This window comes from Pseudomonadota bacterium (assembly GCA_018817425.1).
Classification (GTDB): Bacteria; Desulfobacterota; Desulfobacteria; order Desulfobacterales; family RPRI01; genus RPRI01.
The window spans coordinates 60,633-78,763 of record JAHITX010000093.1; the positions used below are offsets into that span (position 1 = coordinate 60,633).

20 protein-coding genes and 1 tRNA gene are annotated in these 18,131 nt (G+C 39.0%); 3 read left to right on the forward strand and 18 right to left on the reverse strand.

The genetic code is table 11. From position 1 onward, the window contains the following. Window positions 1–71: 71 nt before the first annotated feature. Together KKC46_15975 and KKC46_15980 are read right to left on the reverse strand one after the other, a co-directional pair. The gene (locus KKC46_15975; protein ID MBU1055300.1) at window positions 72–509 is read right to left on the reverse strand and encodes a type II toxin-antitoxin system VapC family toxin; all 438 of its coding nucleotides are present in this window, start codon (window positions 507–509) and stop codon (window positions 72–74) included. After that, on the reverse strand, window positions 506–778 hold the full coding sequence (locus KKC46_15980) for a hypothetical protein (protein MBU1055301.1): 273 nt from the start codon (window positions 776–778) through the stop codon (window positions 506–508). The genes KKC46_15975 and KKC46_15980 overlap by 4 nt, the downstream gene beginning before the upstream one ends. Window positions 779–926: 148 nt before the next feature. Between KKC46_15980 and KKC46_15985 the strand changes: the two genes are divergently transcribed. Beyond that, window positions 927–1,172: an AbrB/MazE/SpoVT family DNA-binding domain-containing protein gene (locus KKC46_15985; GenBank protein ID MBU1055302.1), complete on the forward strand. Its 246-nt coding sequence runs from the start codon at window positions 927–929 to the stop codon at window positions 1,170–1,172. Between the two features lie 197 nt (window positions 1,173–1,369). Here KKC46_15985 and KKC46_15990 read toward each other — a convergent pair whose 3' ends face one another. The 7 genes from KKC46_15990 to KKC46_16020 form a co-directional block, all read right to left on the reverse strand. Further along, the gene (locus KKC46_15990) at window positions 1,370–2,218 is read right to left on the reverse strand and encodes a class I SAM-dependent methyltransferase (protein MBU1055303.1); all 849 of its coding nucleotides are present in this window, start codon (window positions 2,216–2,218) and stop codon (window positions 1,370–1,372) included. After that, complete coding sequence (locus tag KKC46_15995) at window positions 2,169–3,155, reverse strand: NAD-dependent epimerase/dehydratase family protein (protein MBU1055304.1); 987 nt, start codon at window positions 3,153–3,155, stop codon at window positions 2,169–2,171. The genes KKC46_15990 and KKC46_15995 overlap by 50 nt, the downstream gene beginning before the upstream one ends. Window positions 3,156–3,165: 10 nt before the next feature. Continuing rightward, on the reverse strand, window positions 3,166–4,293 hold the full coding sequence (locus KKC46_16000) for a radical SAM protein (GenBank protein ID MBU1055305.1): 1,128 nt from the start codon (window positions 4,291–4,293) through the stop codon (window positions 3,166–3,168). A 23-nt stretch (window positions 4,294–4,316) separates the two neighbouring features. Beyond that, the gene (locus KKC46_16005; protein ID MBU1055306.1) at window positions 4,317–5,489 is read right to left on the reverse strand and encodes a glycosyltransferase; all 1,173 of its coding nucleotides are present in this window, start codon (window positions 5,487–5,489) and stop codon (window positions 4,317–4,319) included. 278 nt (window positions 5,490–5,767) lie between these two features. Continuing rightward, complete coding sequence (locus KKC46_16010; GenBank protein ID MBU1055307.1) at window positions 5,768–6,916, reverse strand: sodium ion-translocating decarboxylase subunit beta; 1,149 nt, start codon at window positions 6,914–6,916, stop codon at window positions 5,768–5,770. After that, complete coding sequence (locus tag KKC46_16015; protein ID MBU1055308.1) at window positions 6,909–7,055, reverse strand: OadG family protein; 147 nt, start codon at window positions 7,053–7,055, stop codon at window positions 6,909–6,911. The genes KKC46_16010 and KKC46_16015 overlap by 8 nt, the downstream gene beginning before the upstream one ends. Before the next feature lie 146 nt (window positions 7,056–7,201). Then, window positions 7,202–7,417, reverse strand: a complete 216-nt coding sequence (locus KKC46_16020) for an acetyl-CoA carboxylase biotin carboxyl carrier protein subunit (protein ID MBU1055309.1) — start codon at window positions 7,415–7,417, stop codon at window positions 7,202–7,204. Between the two features lie 1,325 nt (window positions 7,418–8,742). On the opposite strand from KKC46_16020, the gene KKC46_16025 reads away from it, so the two are divergent. Next, window positions 8,743–8,818, forward strand: a tRNA-Asn gene (locus tag KKC46_16025). Window positions 8,819–9,015: 197 nt separating this feature from the next. On the opposite strand, the gene KKC46_16030 is transcribed toward KKC46_16025, so the two are convergent. The 9 genes from KKC46_16030 to KKC46_16070 all read right to left on the reverse strand — a co-directional run bounded on the left by KKC46_16030 (window position 9,016) and on the right by KKC46_16070 (window position 15,995). Next, window positions 9,016–9,699 carry a cytochrome b/b6 domain-containing protein gene (locus KKC46_16030; GenBank protein MBU1055310.1) on the reverse strand — a complete coding sequence of 228 codons (684 nt, stop codon included), beginning with the start codon at window positions 9,697–9,699 and terminating at the stop codon, window positions 9,016–9,018. A 3-nt stretch (window positions 9,700–9,702) separates the two neighbouring features. Next, entirely contained in the window at window positions 9,703–11,334 is a 1,632-nt protein-coding gene (locus KKC46_16035) for a tetrathionate reductase family octaheme c-type cytochrome (GenBank protein MBU1055311.1), read from the reverse strand. Between the two features lie 98 nt (window positions 11,335–11,432). Then, a complete protein-coding gene (locus KKC46_16040) occupies window positions 11,433–11,777 on the reverse strand; it encodes a cytochrome c family protein (protein MBU1055312.1) in 345 nt (114 codons plus the stop codon). A gap of 35 nt (window positions 11,778–11,812) precedes the next feature. After that, window positions 11,813–12,127 carry a DsrE family protein gene (locus KKC46_16045; GenBank protein ID MBU1055313.1) on the reverse strand — a complete coding sequence of 105 codons (315 nt, stop codon included), beginning with the start codon at window positions 12,125–12,127 and terminating at the stop codon, window positions 11,813–11,815. A gap of 44 nt (window positions 12,128–12,171) precedes the next feature. Then, entirely contained in the window at window positions 12,172–12,345 is a 174-nt protein-coding gene (locus KKC46_16050) for a hypothetical protein (protein ID MBU1055314.1), read from the reverse strand. A gap of 11 nt (window positions 12,346–12,356) precedes the next feature. Further along, a complete protein-coding gene (locus tag KKC46_16055) occupies window positions 12,357–12,644 on the reverse strand; it encodes a hypothetical protein (GenBank protein ID MBU1055315.1) in 288 nt (95 codons plus the stop codon). Window positions 12,645–12,653: 9 nt separating this feature from the next. Beyond that, complete coding sequence (locus KKC46_16060; GenBank protein ID MBU1055316.1) at window positions 12,654–12,899, reverse strand: sulfurtransferase TusA family protein; 246 nt, start codon at window positions 12,897–12,899, stop codon at window positions 12,654–12,656. 24 nt (window positions 12,900–12,923) lie between these two features. Beyond that, window positions 12,924–14,099 carry a YeeE/YedE family protein gene (locus KKC46_16065; protein ID MBU1055317.1) on the reverse strand — a complete coding sequence of 392 codons (1,176 nt, stop codon included), beginning with the start codon at window positions 14,097–14,099 and terminating at the stop codon, window positions 12,924–12,926. Between the two features lie 168 nt (window positions 14,100–14,267). After that, entirely contained in the window at window positions 14,268–15,995 is a 1,728-nt protein-coding gene (locus tag KKC46_16070; protein ID MBU1055318.1) for a DUF3373 family protein, read from the reverse strand. Window positions 15,996–16,643: 648 nt separating this feature from the next. Between KKC46_16070 and KKC46_16075 the strand changes: the two genes are divergently transcribed. After that, entirely contained in the window at window positions 16,644–18,023 is a 1,380-nt protein-coding gene (locus KKC46_16075) for a sigma 54-interacting transcriptional regulator (GenBank protein MBU1055319.1), read from the forward strand. The last annotated feature ends 108 nt before the right edge of the window (window positions 18,024–18,131 follow it).

Sequence of the window (18,131 nt, forward strand, 5' to 3'; positions counted from 1 at the left end):
TCCTAAACAACATATCCCATTTACCTAATGCCTTCATCATACAGGCATTCTTATATACCTTTCCGGATTCATTACATTGAAATTTCATGTATTATTAATCCTTCTTTCTTAGCCGCCTTATTTAGAGTTTTGTCAAAACATGAGAAAAATATTTCTATGCCGTTGCTTTGATCTTTCAATATCAGCGAAGATGCCAGATGAACAGCGTCATATCCTTTCAATTCATGCCTGAAAATTAATTCTCTGGTATTTGAGATCAATATTTCGTTTGGTTTAATCCAACGAAAGTCATGCCAAATCCGCAAAAACTCTCCTTGAACAATCTCTATGTCGTATTTTGAACATCGTTTTTCTTTCCATGCACGTCTGAAGGCAGAAAATACTTCCGGATATGAAATTAATGAGGTAAAAGCCATATCCGTTTCATCTTTAAGCGAGCGTGAAATTTCGGCATATGGTTCGTCAAAAAACCATTTTACTATGCTGCTGCTGTCAAAATAGGAAATCATTTACGATCCTGTGTAATTAAGTCGGAAACAGGCATATCAGGAATTTTGTTCTTAACACTCTTTATGAAGCCAATATTGCCATTGCCGCCCCCTAACACACCTTTATTTTTTAGGTTATTTAATAACATTTGTTCACTGGGGGTTACCAGCGGCTTAAGCTCTGCAACAGCTTTTCCGTGTCGCATGATTTTTATTATCTCCCCATTTTCCACTTTCTTAAGGATGATGCTGAGACTGTCTCTAAGTTCTTTAACGCCTACATTTTCCATGGTTGAATACTCCTGATTATGTACATGTTTGATTTTGATAATAGCCATTATTTTAAATTGTGTCAAATAGTATAAAATTATCTTTTGTTGACAGTAATAAATATTGCAATTAATAATAAGATTAACAGCATTTATGGAGAATGACAGCATGATTACTGATAATGTGACGGTTTCAAACAGAGGATATATTATTCTACCTGCACGCATTCGAAAAGAGATGAATATAAAATCAGGCACAAAAATCCTGTTAAGCAGGGAAGATAATAAAATTATTCTCCAGCCTGTTTCATCTTTCACGGAAAAACTGTCAGGATTAACAACAGGCAGTTTTGGAGAAAATGCGGGTGATATAAAAGAATATATAGATAAAGAAAGAAAAGACAGGTCAGTGTGATAAAATCCACCTTTCTGGAAAAGTCTGTATCAGGCAAATGCATATTGGTGGATACAAATATTATCTTATATTTGAAATAGTTATTGCATCAGGAATTATAAATAGCGTTGATCTTATAATATCCAATGATATTCATTTTAAAAAGGCTTTAACAGGAGACTTTGTTTTAACTTTTGATGAATAACGTTTGATTATAATCACTTCTCCCCCAGCACATAAAATAAATGACTCATAGGCAGCTTGAAAACTCCCCTCCTGAAAGCCATATCCCATTTGCCTAATGCCTTCATCCAGCCCGGATATATTCCTGTACTTACATATTCAATAAAAGGTACTTCCCAAACCGGTTTTTCTTTTGGTGGTTCTTCATTTTTACTTCCGAATCTTTTGTGAAGTCTTATGTCTCTTGGGCCGCTTGGGTCAGGCCATCCAGGGGTATCGATAGCGCCATATTCAATAACATTTATTCCGGTTTCTTTGAAAAGTTTTTTTACTTTAGTAATATGATTGTACTTTACTTGTCCATGTGTCCAAGGGAACCCGAATACTTTGTGAATTAGCCTGTGCCAGGGGTATCCGGGCTGAAAATTATTGCAGGTTACAAGAAGAATATATTTTTTTGAAATCCGTTTCATTTCAACAAGATATTTTGGCGGATTATCAATTTCTGTCCATGTGACGAAATTCCAGGAAAGATCAAACTGGTTATCTTGAAAGTCTGTATTATAAACATCTATATTTGAAACCGGTTCAACTTTATTTTTTATTCCTATTTTTTCCCATCCATAAAGCATATCAGATTCGGGGTTCACGAGCGTCACCTTGCAACCAGCAAGTCCAAAACCTATTGAATACAAAGATCCTGCTGCTTTTGCACCATGACTCGGCATTTCAAGTACGGTTTTTAAGTTAAATTGCTTTGCAAAGATTTTGTGCAGATTCAGCAGTACATATCTGTCGTAGGTTACCCCGAATACTTCTATTTCCTTTCCCACTTTATATCCACCCCTTTTTTTTATACCAATCCACAGTATCTTTAATTCCATCATAAGGGCTTATTATAGGATTAAACCCCAGCTCTTTTTGTGCCTTTTCAATTGAAAAAACCCTGTCTGCCAAAGTAGATTCTATATTTTTTCTGGAAACCGGAGGTGTTTTCCCAAAAAGTGAAAATGTCTTTTCGGCAAATAAAGCTCCTGCTAATGCCAACCATTCCGGAATATACAATACAGTTTTACGAATACCCAGTGCTTGCTGAATAGTTTTACGTATGTTGTCAAACTCTTCGGATTGTGGATTTGTTATCAGATAAATTTCTCCCGGCATGCCTTTTTCTACTGCTGCCAGAATTCCTTCCACGGCATCTTCAACATGTATAAGCGGAGTCAGCTTGGCTTTTTTGCCAACTTTCGGGAACAACCCCTTTTTTGCCATGCGGATAAGTTTTAACATGTCTCTTTTATCGCCAGGGCCGTACACCATAGAAAATCTTATTATGATAGCAGGCAGCTTTTCTTGCTTAAACATGCGCAGAACTTCTTTTTCAGCTTTTAATTTGCTTCTGCCATAAGGATGATGAGGGTAGCATTCGCTTTTTTCTGTTGCAGGAATATCCTGGCTTATTCCCATAGCGGCAACTGAGCTGCAATGCACGATCTTGTTAATACCTGCCGACAGAGCTGCTTTCATGATGTTTGAAGTTCCCCGTACATTTACTTCATCGAACATGGCTTCGCTTACTGTAAAATTATTCATATGACCTATTGTTGCCATATGAATGAGGCAATCCATACCCTCGGTGATATAATATAGAGTCGCAGGGTCAGTAATGTCACCAGTAACATATTCAACATCAAAATCTTTCAGGGCATCGGTATTACTTCCTTTTCGAATAAGACATCTGCAGGTATGGCCAAGAGAAGTCAATTTTCGAATAAGATAAGGTCCTATAAAACCGGTTGTACCGGTTATTAAATATCGCACATCAAGCCTTTTAATTTATCATTTTATACAGTACTTTAAACATGGTAGGTACGTTCATAAGCATATTTGAATATGTCTGATTTGCAAGAGGACAGTTGCATGTTCCGTTATATATTTCTTTTCGGGCAGTATCCGCCTGACTACTGTTCCAAAGGTCTATAAAGCTATAATTATAATCACGCAAATTTCCCATAGATTTCTGATTTGCAAGGGTACAACAGGCCCAGATATCGCCGTATGGGGATAAATGGGCATTGGAAATACCCGCATAACAGGGAATAACCTGACGCTTTTCTTTAAGGATTTGAATAGCAAGAGAATAATACACAAGACGAAAAGCATTAGTAATGCGAAGAAAGAACAAACGGTTTTTCATGTTGGCTTTGATGTGAGACACAAAGTGCTCTATCGCCTTTTCGTAATCTTCAACCTTCGGTGTTATAGCGTTTTGTGTATTAAACATTTCAAATCGCTGTTCTGCAATTTCATTTCTATAGCTATCAACACCAAGCGATGTTACAAAAGCAGAGATTTCTTCTATGTCATTAACGTTCCATTTTGATATAACGGTGCCAAGCTCTGCATGAAAGTTAGGAAAATCAGGCTGCATGGATTTAAGTTTATTAAACAATTCCATAACTTTTTCAAAATTACCTTTTACCCCTCGGATTTTGTCATGCTTATCCCCTATATGATCCAGGCTCGGTTTAACAGTCAGATGGGTGTTTGGAAACTCTGATTTTAGAAAATCAATAATTTGACGTGTTTTATTATATGCGGGTTCAACATCTATAGCATTTGTAGGTATATGAATAATGCCCGGAGATAAGTATTTGCAGGCAAGCTTTATAATTTCAGTAATATCAGGCCGTAAAAAGGGTTCGCCTCCGCTGATATTAAATATATAGACATGTCCCATCGAACAAAATATTTTTTCAATTTCATCAATTGTTAATTCTTCTTTTAGTTTTTCTGGATCTTTTTCATATACAGCCCAGATATTGCAGGTGCGGCAACGGGACTGGCACATATTAGTGACGGAAAATGTAAGATTTAAGGGCAAACCGCAAGATATGATACTCTTTCTTGCCAGGTGATATCGCATAATCTTTGGAATTACTTCTTTAAGATAGCTCACTTTTATGCCCCATCAAAGCTTTTTTATAAATCCAATACTTGATTATAAATAGAATAAGTTTTTTTTGCTATCGCAGGCCAAGATAGCTTTTCAATAATAGTATCTGATGCATCCGTCATGGCTTTTAATTGAATTGGATCATTTATGCATTCAATGATTGCAGATGCAAGAGAAGACTCATCGTTTGGACTGACAATAAAACGCCTATCGCAAACAAGATCAGGCAATCCGCCTACATCTGTTACAATTAATGGTTTGCGGAAAGAAACCGCTGTAGCCCCCACACCGCTTTGGCTGTCAAAATGGTGGTATGGCAGAATTACTATATCTGATGCCGTAAAATATCTATATACTTCACCGGAAGGTATATAATCAAGATAAGTTGAAACATGTTCTTCTATATTAAGCTCCTTTATCAAATTCTGATAAGGGTCCCACTTCTCCCATAGCTTGCCTGCTATCAAAAGACGGGAATCGGGTGCTTTTGCTATAACTTGTGCAAATGCTTTAAGAGCCGTATCAACTCCTTTATATGGACGGATAGTGCCAAAAAGAAGAATGATTTTATCATTTGTATTAAATCCCATTTCTTTTCGGATCTCTTCTCTGTTTATGTTATGCTTTACATGGAAATCCAAAGAGCCATGAGGTATAAGACTCAGTTTATCGGGCGAAGTCCCGTATTCGGTAATCATCTGCTCTTTATTTTTTGCGGTATGAACGATTAGATGGTCTGCAAGCTTGAACAGTAAACCCGAAAACATTTTATATGTATATGATTTCTCATGGTCTAAAACATTATGAACCGTGATTACTATGGGACGGCATCGTATTTTAAAGAAAGTAAGTATTATTAAATAGACAGGGAAAAGCGGCAGGCTCCACCACTGTGCATGCAATAAATCACCATTGCCGAACATCCCTTCTTTTAGCCAGGTTAACGGATTATACCAGGTTAGTCTGCGTTTTATTTTAAGATTCGGATGGTGTGGAACCGGGAATGTATTGTCTTCTTTAAGCTCACCTCCAGGGTACATGAACGCGGGATATAGTTTTTTAAATGATATAAATTCAATATCAGTCAGGTCCGCAATAGATAAAGCAAGTTCCAGACAATAACTGCTAAGTCCTCGAAGCGGGGGAAAGGAACCCAGCATCGCAATTTTTAAATTGTCTGGGCTTTTCTCACTTATCATCAATTTTGTCGAAGGACTTTGCATAATTCCTCTTATTGGAGCCACTTTCAAAACGTTTCAGTTTGGTCAAGCTCAAGGCGGGAGAAAATTTCAACCACAGGAATACATTGAGTATTTCGAGGATTTAAATTTGAGCCCAACGCAGAGATCGGCCAAAATAGGGCGTTTTGAAACTGGCTCATTGGTTATAACCTGATAAGTACTTTGGCAAACCACAAGAAAATTTAATTCAATATAACCTTTTTTAATGTTTTATGCAAAGCTTACCGCCAATATATTTATTTAAGCATTGTCAGAAATAATCCGGCGGCTATTGCCGTGCCTATTACCCCTGCAACATTAGGTCCCATGGCATGCATCAATAGAAAATTTTGCTTATTGGCTTTTTGTCCCTCTATTTGCGATACCCTGGCCGCCATAGGAACAGCTGAAACACCAGCAGAACCTATAAGGGGGTTGATTTTTTCTTTTAAGAAAAGATTCATGACCTTAGCCATTATTATTCCGCTTGCAGTACCGAAAGCAAAAGCGGCAAGTCCTAATAAGAAGATAAAAATAGGTTGGGGTTTAAGGAAAGCTTCAGCATTCATTGTGGCACCAATTGCTAAGCCAAGAAATATAGTAACAATATTTAAAAGCTCATTTTGTGCTACATGGCTTAATCTTTCAACAACTCCGCTTTCTTTGAAAAGATTTCCAAGAAACATCATACCTATTAAGGGAGTTGCAGCAGGAACGAGCATACAGATAAGAACTGTACCCATTAAAGGGAAAATGATTTTTTCTGTTTTTGAAACAGGCCGCATTTGTTTCATTTTGATTTTTCGCTCTTCCTTGGTGGTAAGCAGTCTCATAATGGGAGGCTGAATCAGAGGCACCATTGCCATGTAGGAATATGCAGCCAAAGCATTTGCGCCCAACAATTGCGGAGCCAGTTTTGAAGTAAGATATATGCATGTAGGTCCGTCAGCGCCACCTATAATGCCTATAGATGCGGCTTCCTGTAAGTTGAATCCGAAAATTATCGCTCCGAAAAAAGCTATGTATACTCCAAATTGGGCAGCAGCGCCCAAAAGCAAAGTTTTAGGGTTTGCTATCAAAGGCCCGAAATCAGTAAGCGCACCAACACCCATAAAAATCAAACACGGGATAATCTCAGTAGCTATACCGAAGTCATAAAACCATTTAACAAGATCTCTTTGCAGGCCTTCAGCTCCCTCAGTCATTCCCATTATCGGTGCTAACGGAAGATTAACAAGAAGTATTCCAAAACCGATAGGCAACAAAAGAAGCGGTTCAAATTCTTTTTTTATGGCAAGATAAATAAAGGAAAAGGCAATGATCCACATTATTACGTGGCCGATTTGCAAATGAAGAAAACCTGTATTAAATATAATCTGATTCAATAAAGAAAAATTTTCAGCCATTTTTTTCACTGCCTTTCAGTCTCAGGATTGCAGCACTCATTAGTTTGATACAAAACATTAATATAATTAAACTGGTACATACTGTGCCAAAGCCATATATAAAAATCCTGATTGCGGATACCCAAATATTTTCAGCCATAAAAATATCTCCTTAAAAAATGATACTGAAACCTGTTACAGATGCAAAATATATAAATTACAAAAATCAGCTAAATGCAGCTGATTTTTGTAATTTATTAAAACAGTAAATATTAATACCTTTATGAAATACACTTTATTTGTCGTTTATTCCAAGACAATTAATATTTGGTCTACTTCAACCCCGTCCTTTTTTTTAATCTTAATTTCCTTTACCGTTCCGTTTGACGGGGCATATATAGGGTTTTCCATTTTCATCGCTTCGAGAATTAAAAGCTCGTCATCTTCAGCTACCTTATCGCCTTCCTTAACCAATATCTCCAGAATAACTCCTTGCATCGGAGACCGCACTTCCTGACTCATTTTTTTACCTCCAGCGTTTTTTGATCATTTAAATAACAAAATGATACTATTGTTCATATTATATATAAAAAAGAGTAAAAAAATCGGCTTTCCAACCGGGCCGATTACTCCGGTAATTCTTAGGTATTTATAATATATTAAAATAATTATATATCAAGTATTGCTCTCAGGAACTTGGCTAATGTTACCATATATCCTATCAGCATATAAATTTCAATATCATGTTTGATTAACGCCTGTATATTGTTTGAAGTAATGCATGGCTATGTAAAAACGATGTTTCTAAATCATGCAAACATGTAATAATGCCAGGCAAAAAATACAAAAATATCAATAAATAATATCAGTTACAAGCCCAATCTTAAGTTTTAAATTAAAGCAAAAAACATGCCCATGATCCGGTAATAAACTTTTGTGATTATAAAATTTCACGACTATTTTGAAATATAAATAAATTTATCAGCCATATATCATAAATTGATAAGAAAACAAGCAAACAATCGGCCTCATACTCTATGATATTTAACTTATTGTTAAAAAAAATAATATTTTACTTATGAATAACAATAATACTGCTTTTTAGATAGCTTCATATCATTGCAGTCCAAAATTGCTGTTTCCCTTTCGTTTATTTCTATTACTGTTGGCGGAGGTAGCGCATTTCGCACTGAATCAAAAACACTTGCCATTGGAATATAAAAAATACGATTTAACGAAAAGCATAACCGATATACAGCCGTTGCGGGACACAGATGGTGGAATTGCGTATGAAGTTAAAGTTATTCTAATTGCTTCAAATTAAACCACGGACTATGCCCGTGCGATTCTAAAAGGTTTGACCGTTCCGGCGGGGAAGAAAATAAAGGATAGGTATTCCCTATGCAAAGCTTCCAAAAGGGACAGAATGTAACATACTATTGAGCCAGTTTCAAAACACCCCATTTTGGCCGATCTCTGCGTTGGGCTCAAATTTCAATCCTCGACAGGCTGTTACAGAATGCCGATATTACCCTTTTCGAGGTTGTAACTCATTGATTTTATTGACTCTCAATTTTGAAAAAAGTGGTTCTGCAACAGCCTGTCGAAATACTCAATGTATTCCTGCGGTTGAAATTTTCGCCCGCCTTGAGCTTGACCAAACTGAAACGTTTTGAAAGTGGCTCTATTAGGTGATTTTTCTGTCTCTATCACGATGTTTCAGCAAACTTTGCCATGTCCCTAAAGCTGACCCAAAATTACATTCACCGAGAATTGCTGGTTGTCGAGAAATTTTGCTTGACTTTATAGCCGTTCTTTATTAGATAATCAATTCTTTAAAAGACTGATCCCCAGTAGCTCAGCAGGTAGAGCAAGTGGCTGTTAACCACTTTGTCCGCGGTTCGAGTCCGTGCTGGGGAGCCAAAAATTATAGCCCGTTCATTAATTGAGCGGGCTTTTTTATTGGATTTTATCATGTGATACGTATGTATTAGTAATAGTTACGGTTTATGGATAACTTATGTTTTCGGAAATGCGTTCAATCCCATAAGGATGTATTGAAAAACCAAAATGGCTGAAGACGGAAATCGATACGAATTCAAATTCCCGTCTTTTTTGTTTTATACTTCTTTAGCAGATGCGTTTTCAGAACATAATCCGCGAGATGCTTTTTCCCAATCTTCTACTTCCTCACCTTCTTCGATTTCTTCCCACCCTGTAATCATGGCCTTTATATGTGCAAAAATTGAGTGGCCGGTTGTTGTCATATATACATGTACAACGATAAACGCGAGGATGGAGAATGCTCCGGCCAGATGAATCAGCGCCACAACGTTTAAAGAAAGAAAATCAAGCCCCCAACTCTCCCAGGAATTATATGTCCAGTAGAAAATTCCCGTGAACATCTGGATGGGCAAAAGCATTGCTGCCAGGGAGAGATAGGTCAGTCGTTGTAATGGATTGTGCTTGGCGCCTTTTCGTTTCGGCACCGGGTGCGATTCGCCTTTAAAAATACCAAAACCGTAATAATGTATGACCTCCAACAACTTTTTTGTGGTGGGAATATACTGTTTCCATTCACCGGTCGTAAATATCCAGAACACAAAAAATGCAAAAGCAATCAGCCAGGTAATACCAAGGAAATTATGCACCTCGACCGCCTGTTCAAAGCCCATCAGCGAGTAAACCCCGTGGATTTCAAAACCTGTTATAAGAAGCAAAAAAATCAGAAGCATTTGCAGCCAGTGCCAGAAACGCTCGTAGCGGGTGTACAGATAGGTGGTTATCAGTTTTATTGAATGCATCGATTACTCCTCCTTCTTACGGCCATTGGTAAAGATCCTGCCCAGAGCGTGGAGAACAATACCACCAAATGAGCATAGAACAATGGCCCATCCGGCAAAGTCGATAATATTGACTTTGTCGCGCCCCGGCATATAAAATCCTGCCAGATTGGCCAGACGGCTGTCAGACCGTGTGTGACACTGACTGCATTTCAGCGCTTCTTCCCTGGGAGACACCATATGGGTGCTTGGAAAAACATAGGCGGTTTCTACAAAGTCAATTTTGCCGCTAAATGGCAGATCCAGATATTTTGCGCCACGCTGGATTGAATCCTGCCAGTCAAAAGTGGTCCAGTATCCATGTTCTCCGGATAAAAGCGGCGTTGTCATTGTTTTGTTTACCGTGTCATAGGGCTGTTTGCCCGAATGAATATTAAAGGGGAAAATACGTGCGTTTTTATCATTACGATTTCCATTCGGCCAGGCCAGTTTGACTATCTTACTCGGATCAATCATATCTTTGGCTGTGACCCCTTTGATGGAACCGTTGAACCACAGATATTTTGGAACCACATTTTTTTCCCATTTTGTATCTCCTTTGGTCGTTTGATATACCGGCTTTCCGAAAGGACCGTTTACATCATAAGGCTTCCCGTCTTTTTTCTTACCTGCCTTGGACCAGTCCCACCATCTTTGAACAGGTAAAACTTTTGCAATTACAGGAACATGACAGGCCTGACATGCAACCTTGTCCGTATGGTCATTCATTTTACTGCTTGACGCATGAGGTTTGTCACTGTGACAGGATTCACACATGATTTTAGGCTCAAGATCGTGCTCAAGAAGGCTGTGACGTGTTTCAGAAGCTGGTGTTCCGTAAATCCTTCCTGCAACATGGTGTGCAATTGTTGTATGGCATCTGGTACACTCAAAATCCTGGCCGTCATATCCCATATGAACATCGAGTTCTTTGTTGGGATTAATTAAAGAAGGATCCAAATCACCATGCTTAACTCCATCTCCGCCTCCACCGGAAAAATGACAGGAACCGCAGTTTTTACGAGTTGGGCGTCCGATACTCTGGACAACTTCGTGGATTTCAGCCTGAGCGTCTTTTGCAAGAGCATTTTCTTCCGGATCTTTTGACTCAGCAAAATACTTATAATCTCCCAAAACCTCTTCCCAGTTGATTTTTTTCCGGCCGTGACATTTCAGGCAATCGATTTCAGCTTTTTTGCCTTCCTCATTCCATCCGATGTGACATTCGTTGCAGTGATGATCATTCATTGCATTGGCTGAAATACAAAAATTGTTTACCGAATATCCGGCCTTGCCCATTTGATTATCCTTTGGTGAATTGGGATCAAGCCACGTCCAGTGAAGCGTTTTTTTCAACTGCTTGGCCGCCTCAGTATGGCACGAAAGGCAGGCTTTACTGATTTCGGGTCCTGAAGTAAAATTTTGATTCAATGCTTTGAACTGTGAGTGATCGGCTGTGGTAGTATTCTTTGCTTCTTTAACTACCTGCCGGGCAAGTTCCAAACCGGGTGCATCCTGATCCTGATTTGCAAATAAAAGTGTAGACGCAAAAAACAGGAAACATATCCACAGAAAGTATAATACATAACGTTTGTGTGTTAATTTAAACATCATCATAGTATATCCATTTTTTTATTGCTGCCAAGGCGCAACAGACACAAATAAAGAAGTAGAAAATATGTCTTTGCGCCTTTAAGCATTCATATCAAATAAATCTACTTGCATTTTGCCGGGGACGGAGAATCTGCCGCATGTTCATATAAATACGAATAAATGTCGTTCAAATCTTTTTCTGACAATTTGCTCCATTCTTCACTGCATTTAAACTGATCAAAATCTTTTTTTTCGAAAGTCCGCTTCCATTGGGCCTGTGTTTTTGAATCAGGACTCAATAGCGGTTTGGGAGAATCAATTTCACCACGCTTGCTGCACGCTTTGTAAACATTGCGATACGTGTATTTACCTTTACGCGAATTGCCATCTTCACCGGCAAAACCAATACCTATTGAAGTAAATACAAAACCAATTACCATTAAAGTTAATACTACTTTTTTTAACATGTTACCTCCTTATATTATATTGCTTAGGATTTTAATTAAAAAACCACATATCGATCCATGTTGGCCACCATTTCAGCATTTTTTGCCTGGGTGGCAAAATCTTTGAACCCAACGCCGGGAACCTCATCTTCACGCCCGTGCAGCCCATTAGCTCTGAAACTGACGTCACATATTGCCAGTTTTGCTTTTCCCACCAGTTTCTTAAAATCAGGTTTAAGCGTAAGAAGCACACCCTTTCCTGTAAAAAATATATGAACATCTTTTCCTTTCAAATGTGCGGCCCGTGTCAGGTTGACAACATAATCAAGATGCTTGTCTGTATTTACAAGAATACCCAGCGTATCAGCCATAGCCTTTACTCCTTACTAAAATTGATATTGATGTCATTAACTTCCTACCACCAGCAAATAACCTTATCATGTAGAAATATATCATCTACAAGCCCTTCCCAGTCAACATTGCCTTCATATAGCATTATAACGGATGACTGATTCTCTTTGGAAACAGCTTCGCCAAGTTTTTCAACGGTTTCATCCGGTTCTGATCTTAGAATATTAAGTACTTTCATTTTATTATCCTTTAAAATGGTATTACAAGGTCAGCTTCACGGATTTTTACACCCACATCCGCCAGGGTAATATATTTAAAGCCGTATTTTTCCACATTGGCAGAATTATTTGAAAACCTTTCACCTTCCATTTCATCTAAAAATTCCATATTGTCACTATATGCTTCATCCATGTTGGCAATTTCATGGTGAAGAACAAACATCTGAACGTTTGTGTCCTCAAGCAAAAGACCGAGGCTGGTCCGAAGCCCCTCATACTGTTGATCTGTATCTTTGATGATAACTGCAACTTTTTTCATGATTGACTTTTACCCCTTTTTAATAAAATATCTTGTGTGGCCTTCTGAAGTATCCAGCATGCCGACAAACTGGTTTCCCCCTTTATTTCCAAAATCAGGAATGTCCTTTTTTGATCCCGGATCAGTTCCAAGAATTTCCAGAATTTCACCGGATGCCATTTCTTTTAAGGCTTTTTTTGTTTTTAAAAGCGGCATGGGGCAAGTAAGGCCACGGGTGTCTAAGACATTGTTTGGTTGAATATTTTCAAGATCCATAAATATAACTCCTCTTTCCTGTTATCAAAATATAACAAATTTTTCCGTTTCTTCATTCCACATGGCAACCAGAACCCAGACCAGAAAAAACACCAACATAAAAGGTATAGTAATTTGCCAGGTAAGTATATCCGGTATAAACATGTCCTGGCCAAGCTTTTTATACAGGTTGCTGTTAAGCAAAACTTTAGAAACCAGTGAATTGGTCAGCACAAATGTCACCAGAGTCACCATAAGCTTGGTTTGCCCTTCACCCACACGCCATAAAGTACCACTGGCACAACCTCCGGCCAGAATCATCCCGATACCGAAAATAAAACCACCCATCAAGCTGCCTAAAACAAAAGGATGGTAAACACCCATAGACGGCTCCTGGAGATACGCCCATTTGATTACAGCTGTTCCCGTAAAATAAATGATAATACTAATCGCCACCACTTTTACCATTTTCGCCTCACCGGTCATGAATGGATCACGAAAGGGGCGCACAAAACAAAATCGCGAACGATGCATCACCATACCGATTAAAAAGCCGAAAAAAAGCCATCCTCCTAACTGGGTCTTGTTTAAAAATGCATAGGTATAAAAAACAACGACTATACCGATGGCCACCACCACCCCTATATACGGTTGGATTTTTAGCCAATCAAAAGTCTTGGCTTTTGTTGCATCTTTTGGTTTTGCATAAACCGTCTGGCTCGGAATATGCTCCATTTCCCAGAGCAAATAACGTAGTCCCACCCATGCACCTGCACCCAGGCCGATCATCATTGCAAATCCGCCTGCCGACATCATGGCAACGGCAGAAAAGAAGCCGCCCACATTACAACCCTTGGCCATTGAAGCACCGGCGCCCATAAGTATTCCGCCTGCTATGCCTTTTGCATATTCAAGCTTGGGCGCCGGATGGATTTTAAATTGACGTGCCATAAGTGCTGAAACAAAGGCTCCGATTACGATACCGGCATCGGACAGTGAAACCGGATGAAGCCAGGATGCCACAGGACGTTCTTTGTATGCTCCCACAAGATAGTACAACCAGTCACCCCAGTTATTTAAACCTGCTGCAATTCCCCAGGGACTCTGCCAAAGGAACATCATAAGCGCAATGATGGCAACTAATATACCAGCCAGCCATGAGGGCCATTCCTGTTCAAAAACAGCAATGTAGTATTTTCGTATTTTCGTTTTCATATTCATAGGGTCCACTATAGATTCCGGGTCAATGAATTTTTTAACAATATCTTGATATCCGCTCCATCCACCCTCTCTCCGTGGAGAGAGGGCTTAATGGATGGAGGGTAAAATGCAAGACTTTACTTGCTTGCATGGAAAAAACAGGGGGCAAATAAATCTGCCCCCTTTATGCTACCAACGTAATGTAGCCGACAGATAAGCATTCCATACCTTGTCGACAACCGGGAATAAGGCATCAAAAGAAGTTAATTTATTGATTCTAACCGGCTCACCCAATGGATTTCCACTTCCGGTATAGTCATAATCATAGTACTGACCGCCAAGTTGTATGAAAAAATTTCGGCCGACTATAGGCTGGTTATAATAGATTTCATATACCTGTCCACGGGTAGCAAGTTTGCTGCCGATAAGTGAATCTTCGGCACCGGTAAAATTAAACCAGTATTTTGATCCATAGTTATATTCCAGGCCAACCTTGGCATCCAGCGGCATGGGGAAAATAGCCCCCACATAGATCATGTATCCATCCCGGCTTTTCAAGTCTCCGTTGGAACTCAAAAGACCCTGACCCATAATCTCATAAAATGGATTTTCCGAGATCTGTGATGGGTCCGTATGACTCCATGAACCGGATATAAAGAAATCGATATCTTTATCAAATTTCTCAGTAAGATTTGATCTTACAAGTAATGAAGCAGCTTGCCAGTCACCGATATTACTAGTTGGCTCAAGTCTGCTGATAAAACCCCCATAATTTTTTTGAAAATAATACTCATTAACACCATCATTGTTACTATCGTCTTTATAGGCGATAAACGGCATAACCGTTAGACCCGTAAAACCGTCGGTAACATCCCATGCATAGGCATAATTAAATACTGCGCTGGTTGTATCGTTATTAAAAAGCGTTGCAATAAAACCGGCCATATGGACATCATCTACATCCGCAGTACTGCTCAATGAAGCGCTGTTGCCATATTCGCTTTCAAAACCCAAACCATAGCAGAATTTTAATTCAAAACCGGGAATGTTTGTGGCATCCTCTAAACCAAAGCTTAAAGAAGCACCATCAAATTGCCAGTTAATAAGAGTAGCTACGGGTGATCCGCCCTCAAGGCCGTTGTTACGGTATTCAAGCGGTGGACCTTCTGTGGAGGGGCGACGACCTAAAGACAGGTTAAACGGCACTGATCCCATATAGTTTTTATAATTAAAATATGCCCGTTCAAGACGAATAGTGTCTCCGTGGGGCAGGGTTGATGTATTGCCGTCAAATGTAGCGTCTCCAAGGCTTCCATGGTTGAATTTGACACCGGTGCTGTCACCATATACCTTGTATGTTGCTAAACGACCGGCAAAAGCAAGGTTGTCATTAACTTTGGCTTTCATTTCCAAACGGATCCTGTTGGTGTAAATGATGTCATTGTTAATATTGTATTGCTCAACAGGCGGAACCATACCGCCTGCTATCATACCAGCAATACCCGCTTGAGCCTGTGCAAGTGTTGCACCATTAAAGCCGCCTGCTGAAGCGTTGACAAAAAAACCGTTTGTCAGAGAGGTCGGTGCCACTCTGAGATCCTGGTAGTGAATGCTTTCGGCTCTGGTTCTTAAATCAATGCCAAATGAGATTTTGTCGGTGGCCGTATGAAGTTCAGCCTTGTTGAGCCGGCTATCCATCTCTTTGATCTGGTCCTTTTTTTCAGACTCTGTTGTCTCCATAGCTTCAATTCTTTTCTGGAGTTCCTCCATTTGTTGAGACATGGTCTGAAGTTGCTCTTTAAGAGTCTGAATTTCATTTTCAGCAAAAACATCAGATACTGAAAACAGAGACAACATAAAGAGCAGACTAAAGATTTCAGCAAAAATTTTTACCCTTAATTTTTTTTTCTGTTTCAATTTTCCCTCCTTTTTAAGTGTATGACTTTACCCGATACTTTTGAGGCAGGTGCATGGTTAGTGCATCCAATATGAACCCGACATATTATCAACACCCGGTACCAGCAGTAACAGATCACCAGAGCAATGATTGTACCAAATGAAAATAAAACGATAAGTAAATAGCTAATTGACTGAAATGATAATGCATTTTACTATCTTGTTTTTTCTTGCATTATTTAGTTTTATTGTTATGTTAACAGGTGTTAACTTTACAGGTTTACAATTAAACGATAATTTTTTATCCGTTTAATTTCATGCATCAGACCAACAGCTCTGTTAGTGCGACCCCAAGAGGTTCAACCGTTACAGGGTGCAATATTTGGAAAGTGATTATAGGTTCTTCCTTAAGGAAAGGCCCAAAAAAAGTTTGAGATTAAGGCGAAAGAACCATTTGAAAACTGATATAGATTAACACATAAAAAATGGAACTGCAAATATTTTGTAATTTTTTATGTAATTGTTATTTCTTAATTTTGAAGTAAAAACCTTATAAGATTAACTTAGAAAATAGAGCTGCATATCACCATCTCTGCTGATAATATATTGATCCTTATGTTGTAATGTATTCATTCTTTATAAAAACTTCAGATTGGGGAGAAAATCGTTATGGATATCGGAAAGCACTGGGAAACGATCATAGAAACCATACAGGACGGAGTTTTGGTGATCGATCCGGAAGGTAATATTATGTCCGCAAATCCTGCGGCTGAGCGTTTGACAGGATATTCATCCAAAGAACTTATCGGTAAGTCTTGCCGTATTTTAAACTGCACGGGATGCAAAATTAAAGGAGGGGGTCCCGGGGAAGTATGGTGCAAACTTTTTGTAAAGGGCAAAAGTAAAAACAAGAAATGTTTGATGACTCATAAAGATCGCCGCACTGTACACATTATCAAAAGCGCGACCGTTCTGCATGATAAAGACGGTGAGATAATTGGCGCCGTAGAAACCCTGACCGATGTTTCACAATTGGTGCGCCAACAACAAGAAATTGTATCTTTAAGAAAAACATATCACTTGGATGATGGTTATTACGGGATACTTGGCAAATCTGTAATTATGCAGAATATGTTTGAACTGATTGATAATGTTGCCCAGTCGGACGCTCCGGTCATGATTCAGGGTCAAAGCGGTACGGGCAAAGAAATGGTGGCAAGGGCAATTCATCAGGCCAGTGCTCGTTGTGAAAAACCTTTTGTAAAAGTAAATTGTGCGGCTTTAAATGAAAATCTTCTGGAAAGCGAACTCTTCGGTCATATTAAAGGCGCTTATACCGGAGCCGATAAAACGAGAATCGGACGTTTCGAGGCTGCCCATGAAGGCACCATATTTCTGGATGAAATCGGTGACATACCCCTTTCGATTCAGGTAAAGCTTCTTCGGGTCTTAGAGGAAAAAGAAATTGAAAGGGTCGGCGACCATAACCCTATTCCTGTTAATGTGCATATAATTACTGCAACAAACAAAAACCTTGAACAATTGATTGCCGATGGGCTTTTCCGGGAAGACTTGTTTTTTCGCATCAATGTTTTTCCGCTCCATTGCCCGACTCTTTCGGAAAGGATGGAAGATATTCCATTTATCGTTCAAAGTTTTATCAAGCAAAATTCTATCCGGAGCGGCAAAAAAATTCTGGGTATCACGCCTGAAGTAATGGAAATCTTCTCCTCCTATTCTTGGCCGGGAAATATAAGAGAACTTAGAAACGCTATCGAATATGCATTTGTCCTCTGCTCCGGCGGAGCAATTGGAAAACAACATTTACCACTAAAAATTTTAAAAGTCAAAGGAGCGGGTTCAAAATCAGCAATCTGCTCCCAGGACGATTCGGTGGAACGTGAAAAGCTCATAAAGATTCTTCAAGAAGCCAACGGAAATCAGTCCGAAGCTGCCAGGGTTTTGGGCATAAGCCGGGTCACAATTTGGAAACGGATGAAAAAATACGGTATTAAACCAACAATAGATTTATATGGAGATAAAATCTAAGTAACTATTCAGCGAAAAAATTCGTTTTCAAAACCTGTGTTATAATCATTTTAGTAAATAATTATAACACAGAAACTGAACTGAATGAACATAGAAAACATGGACATA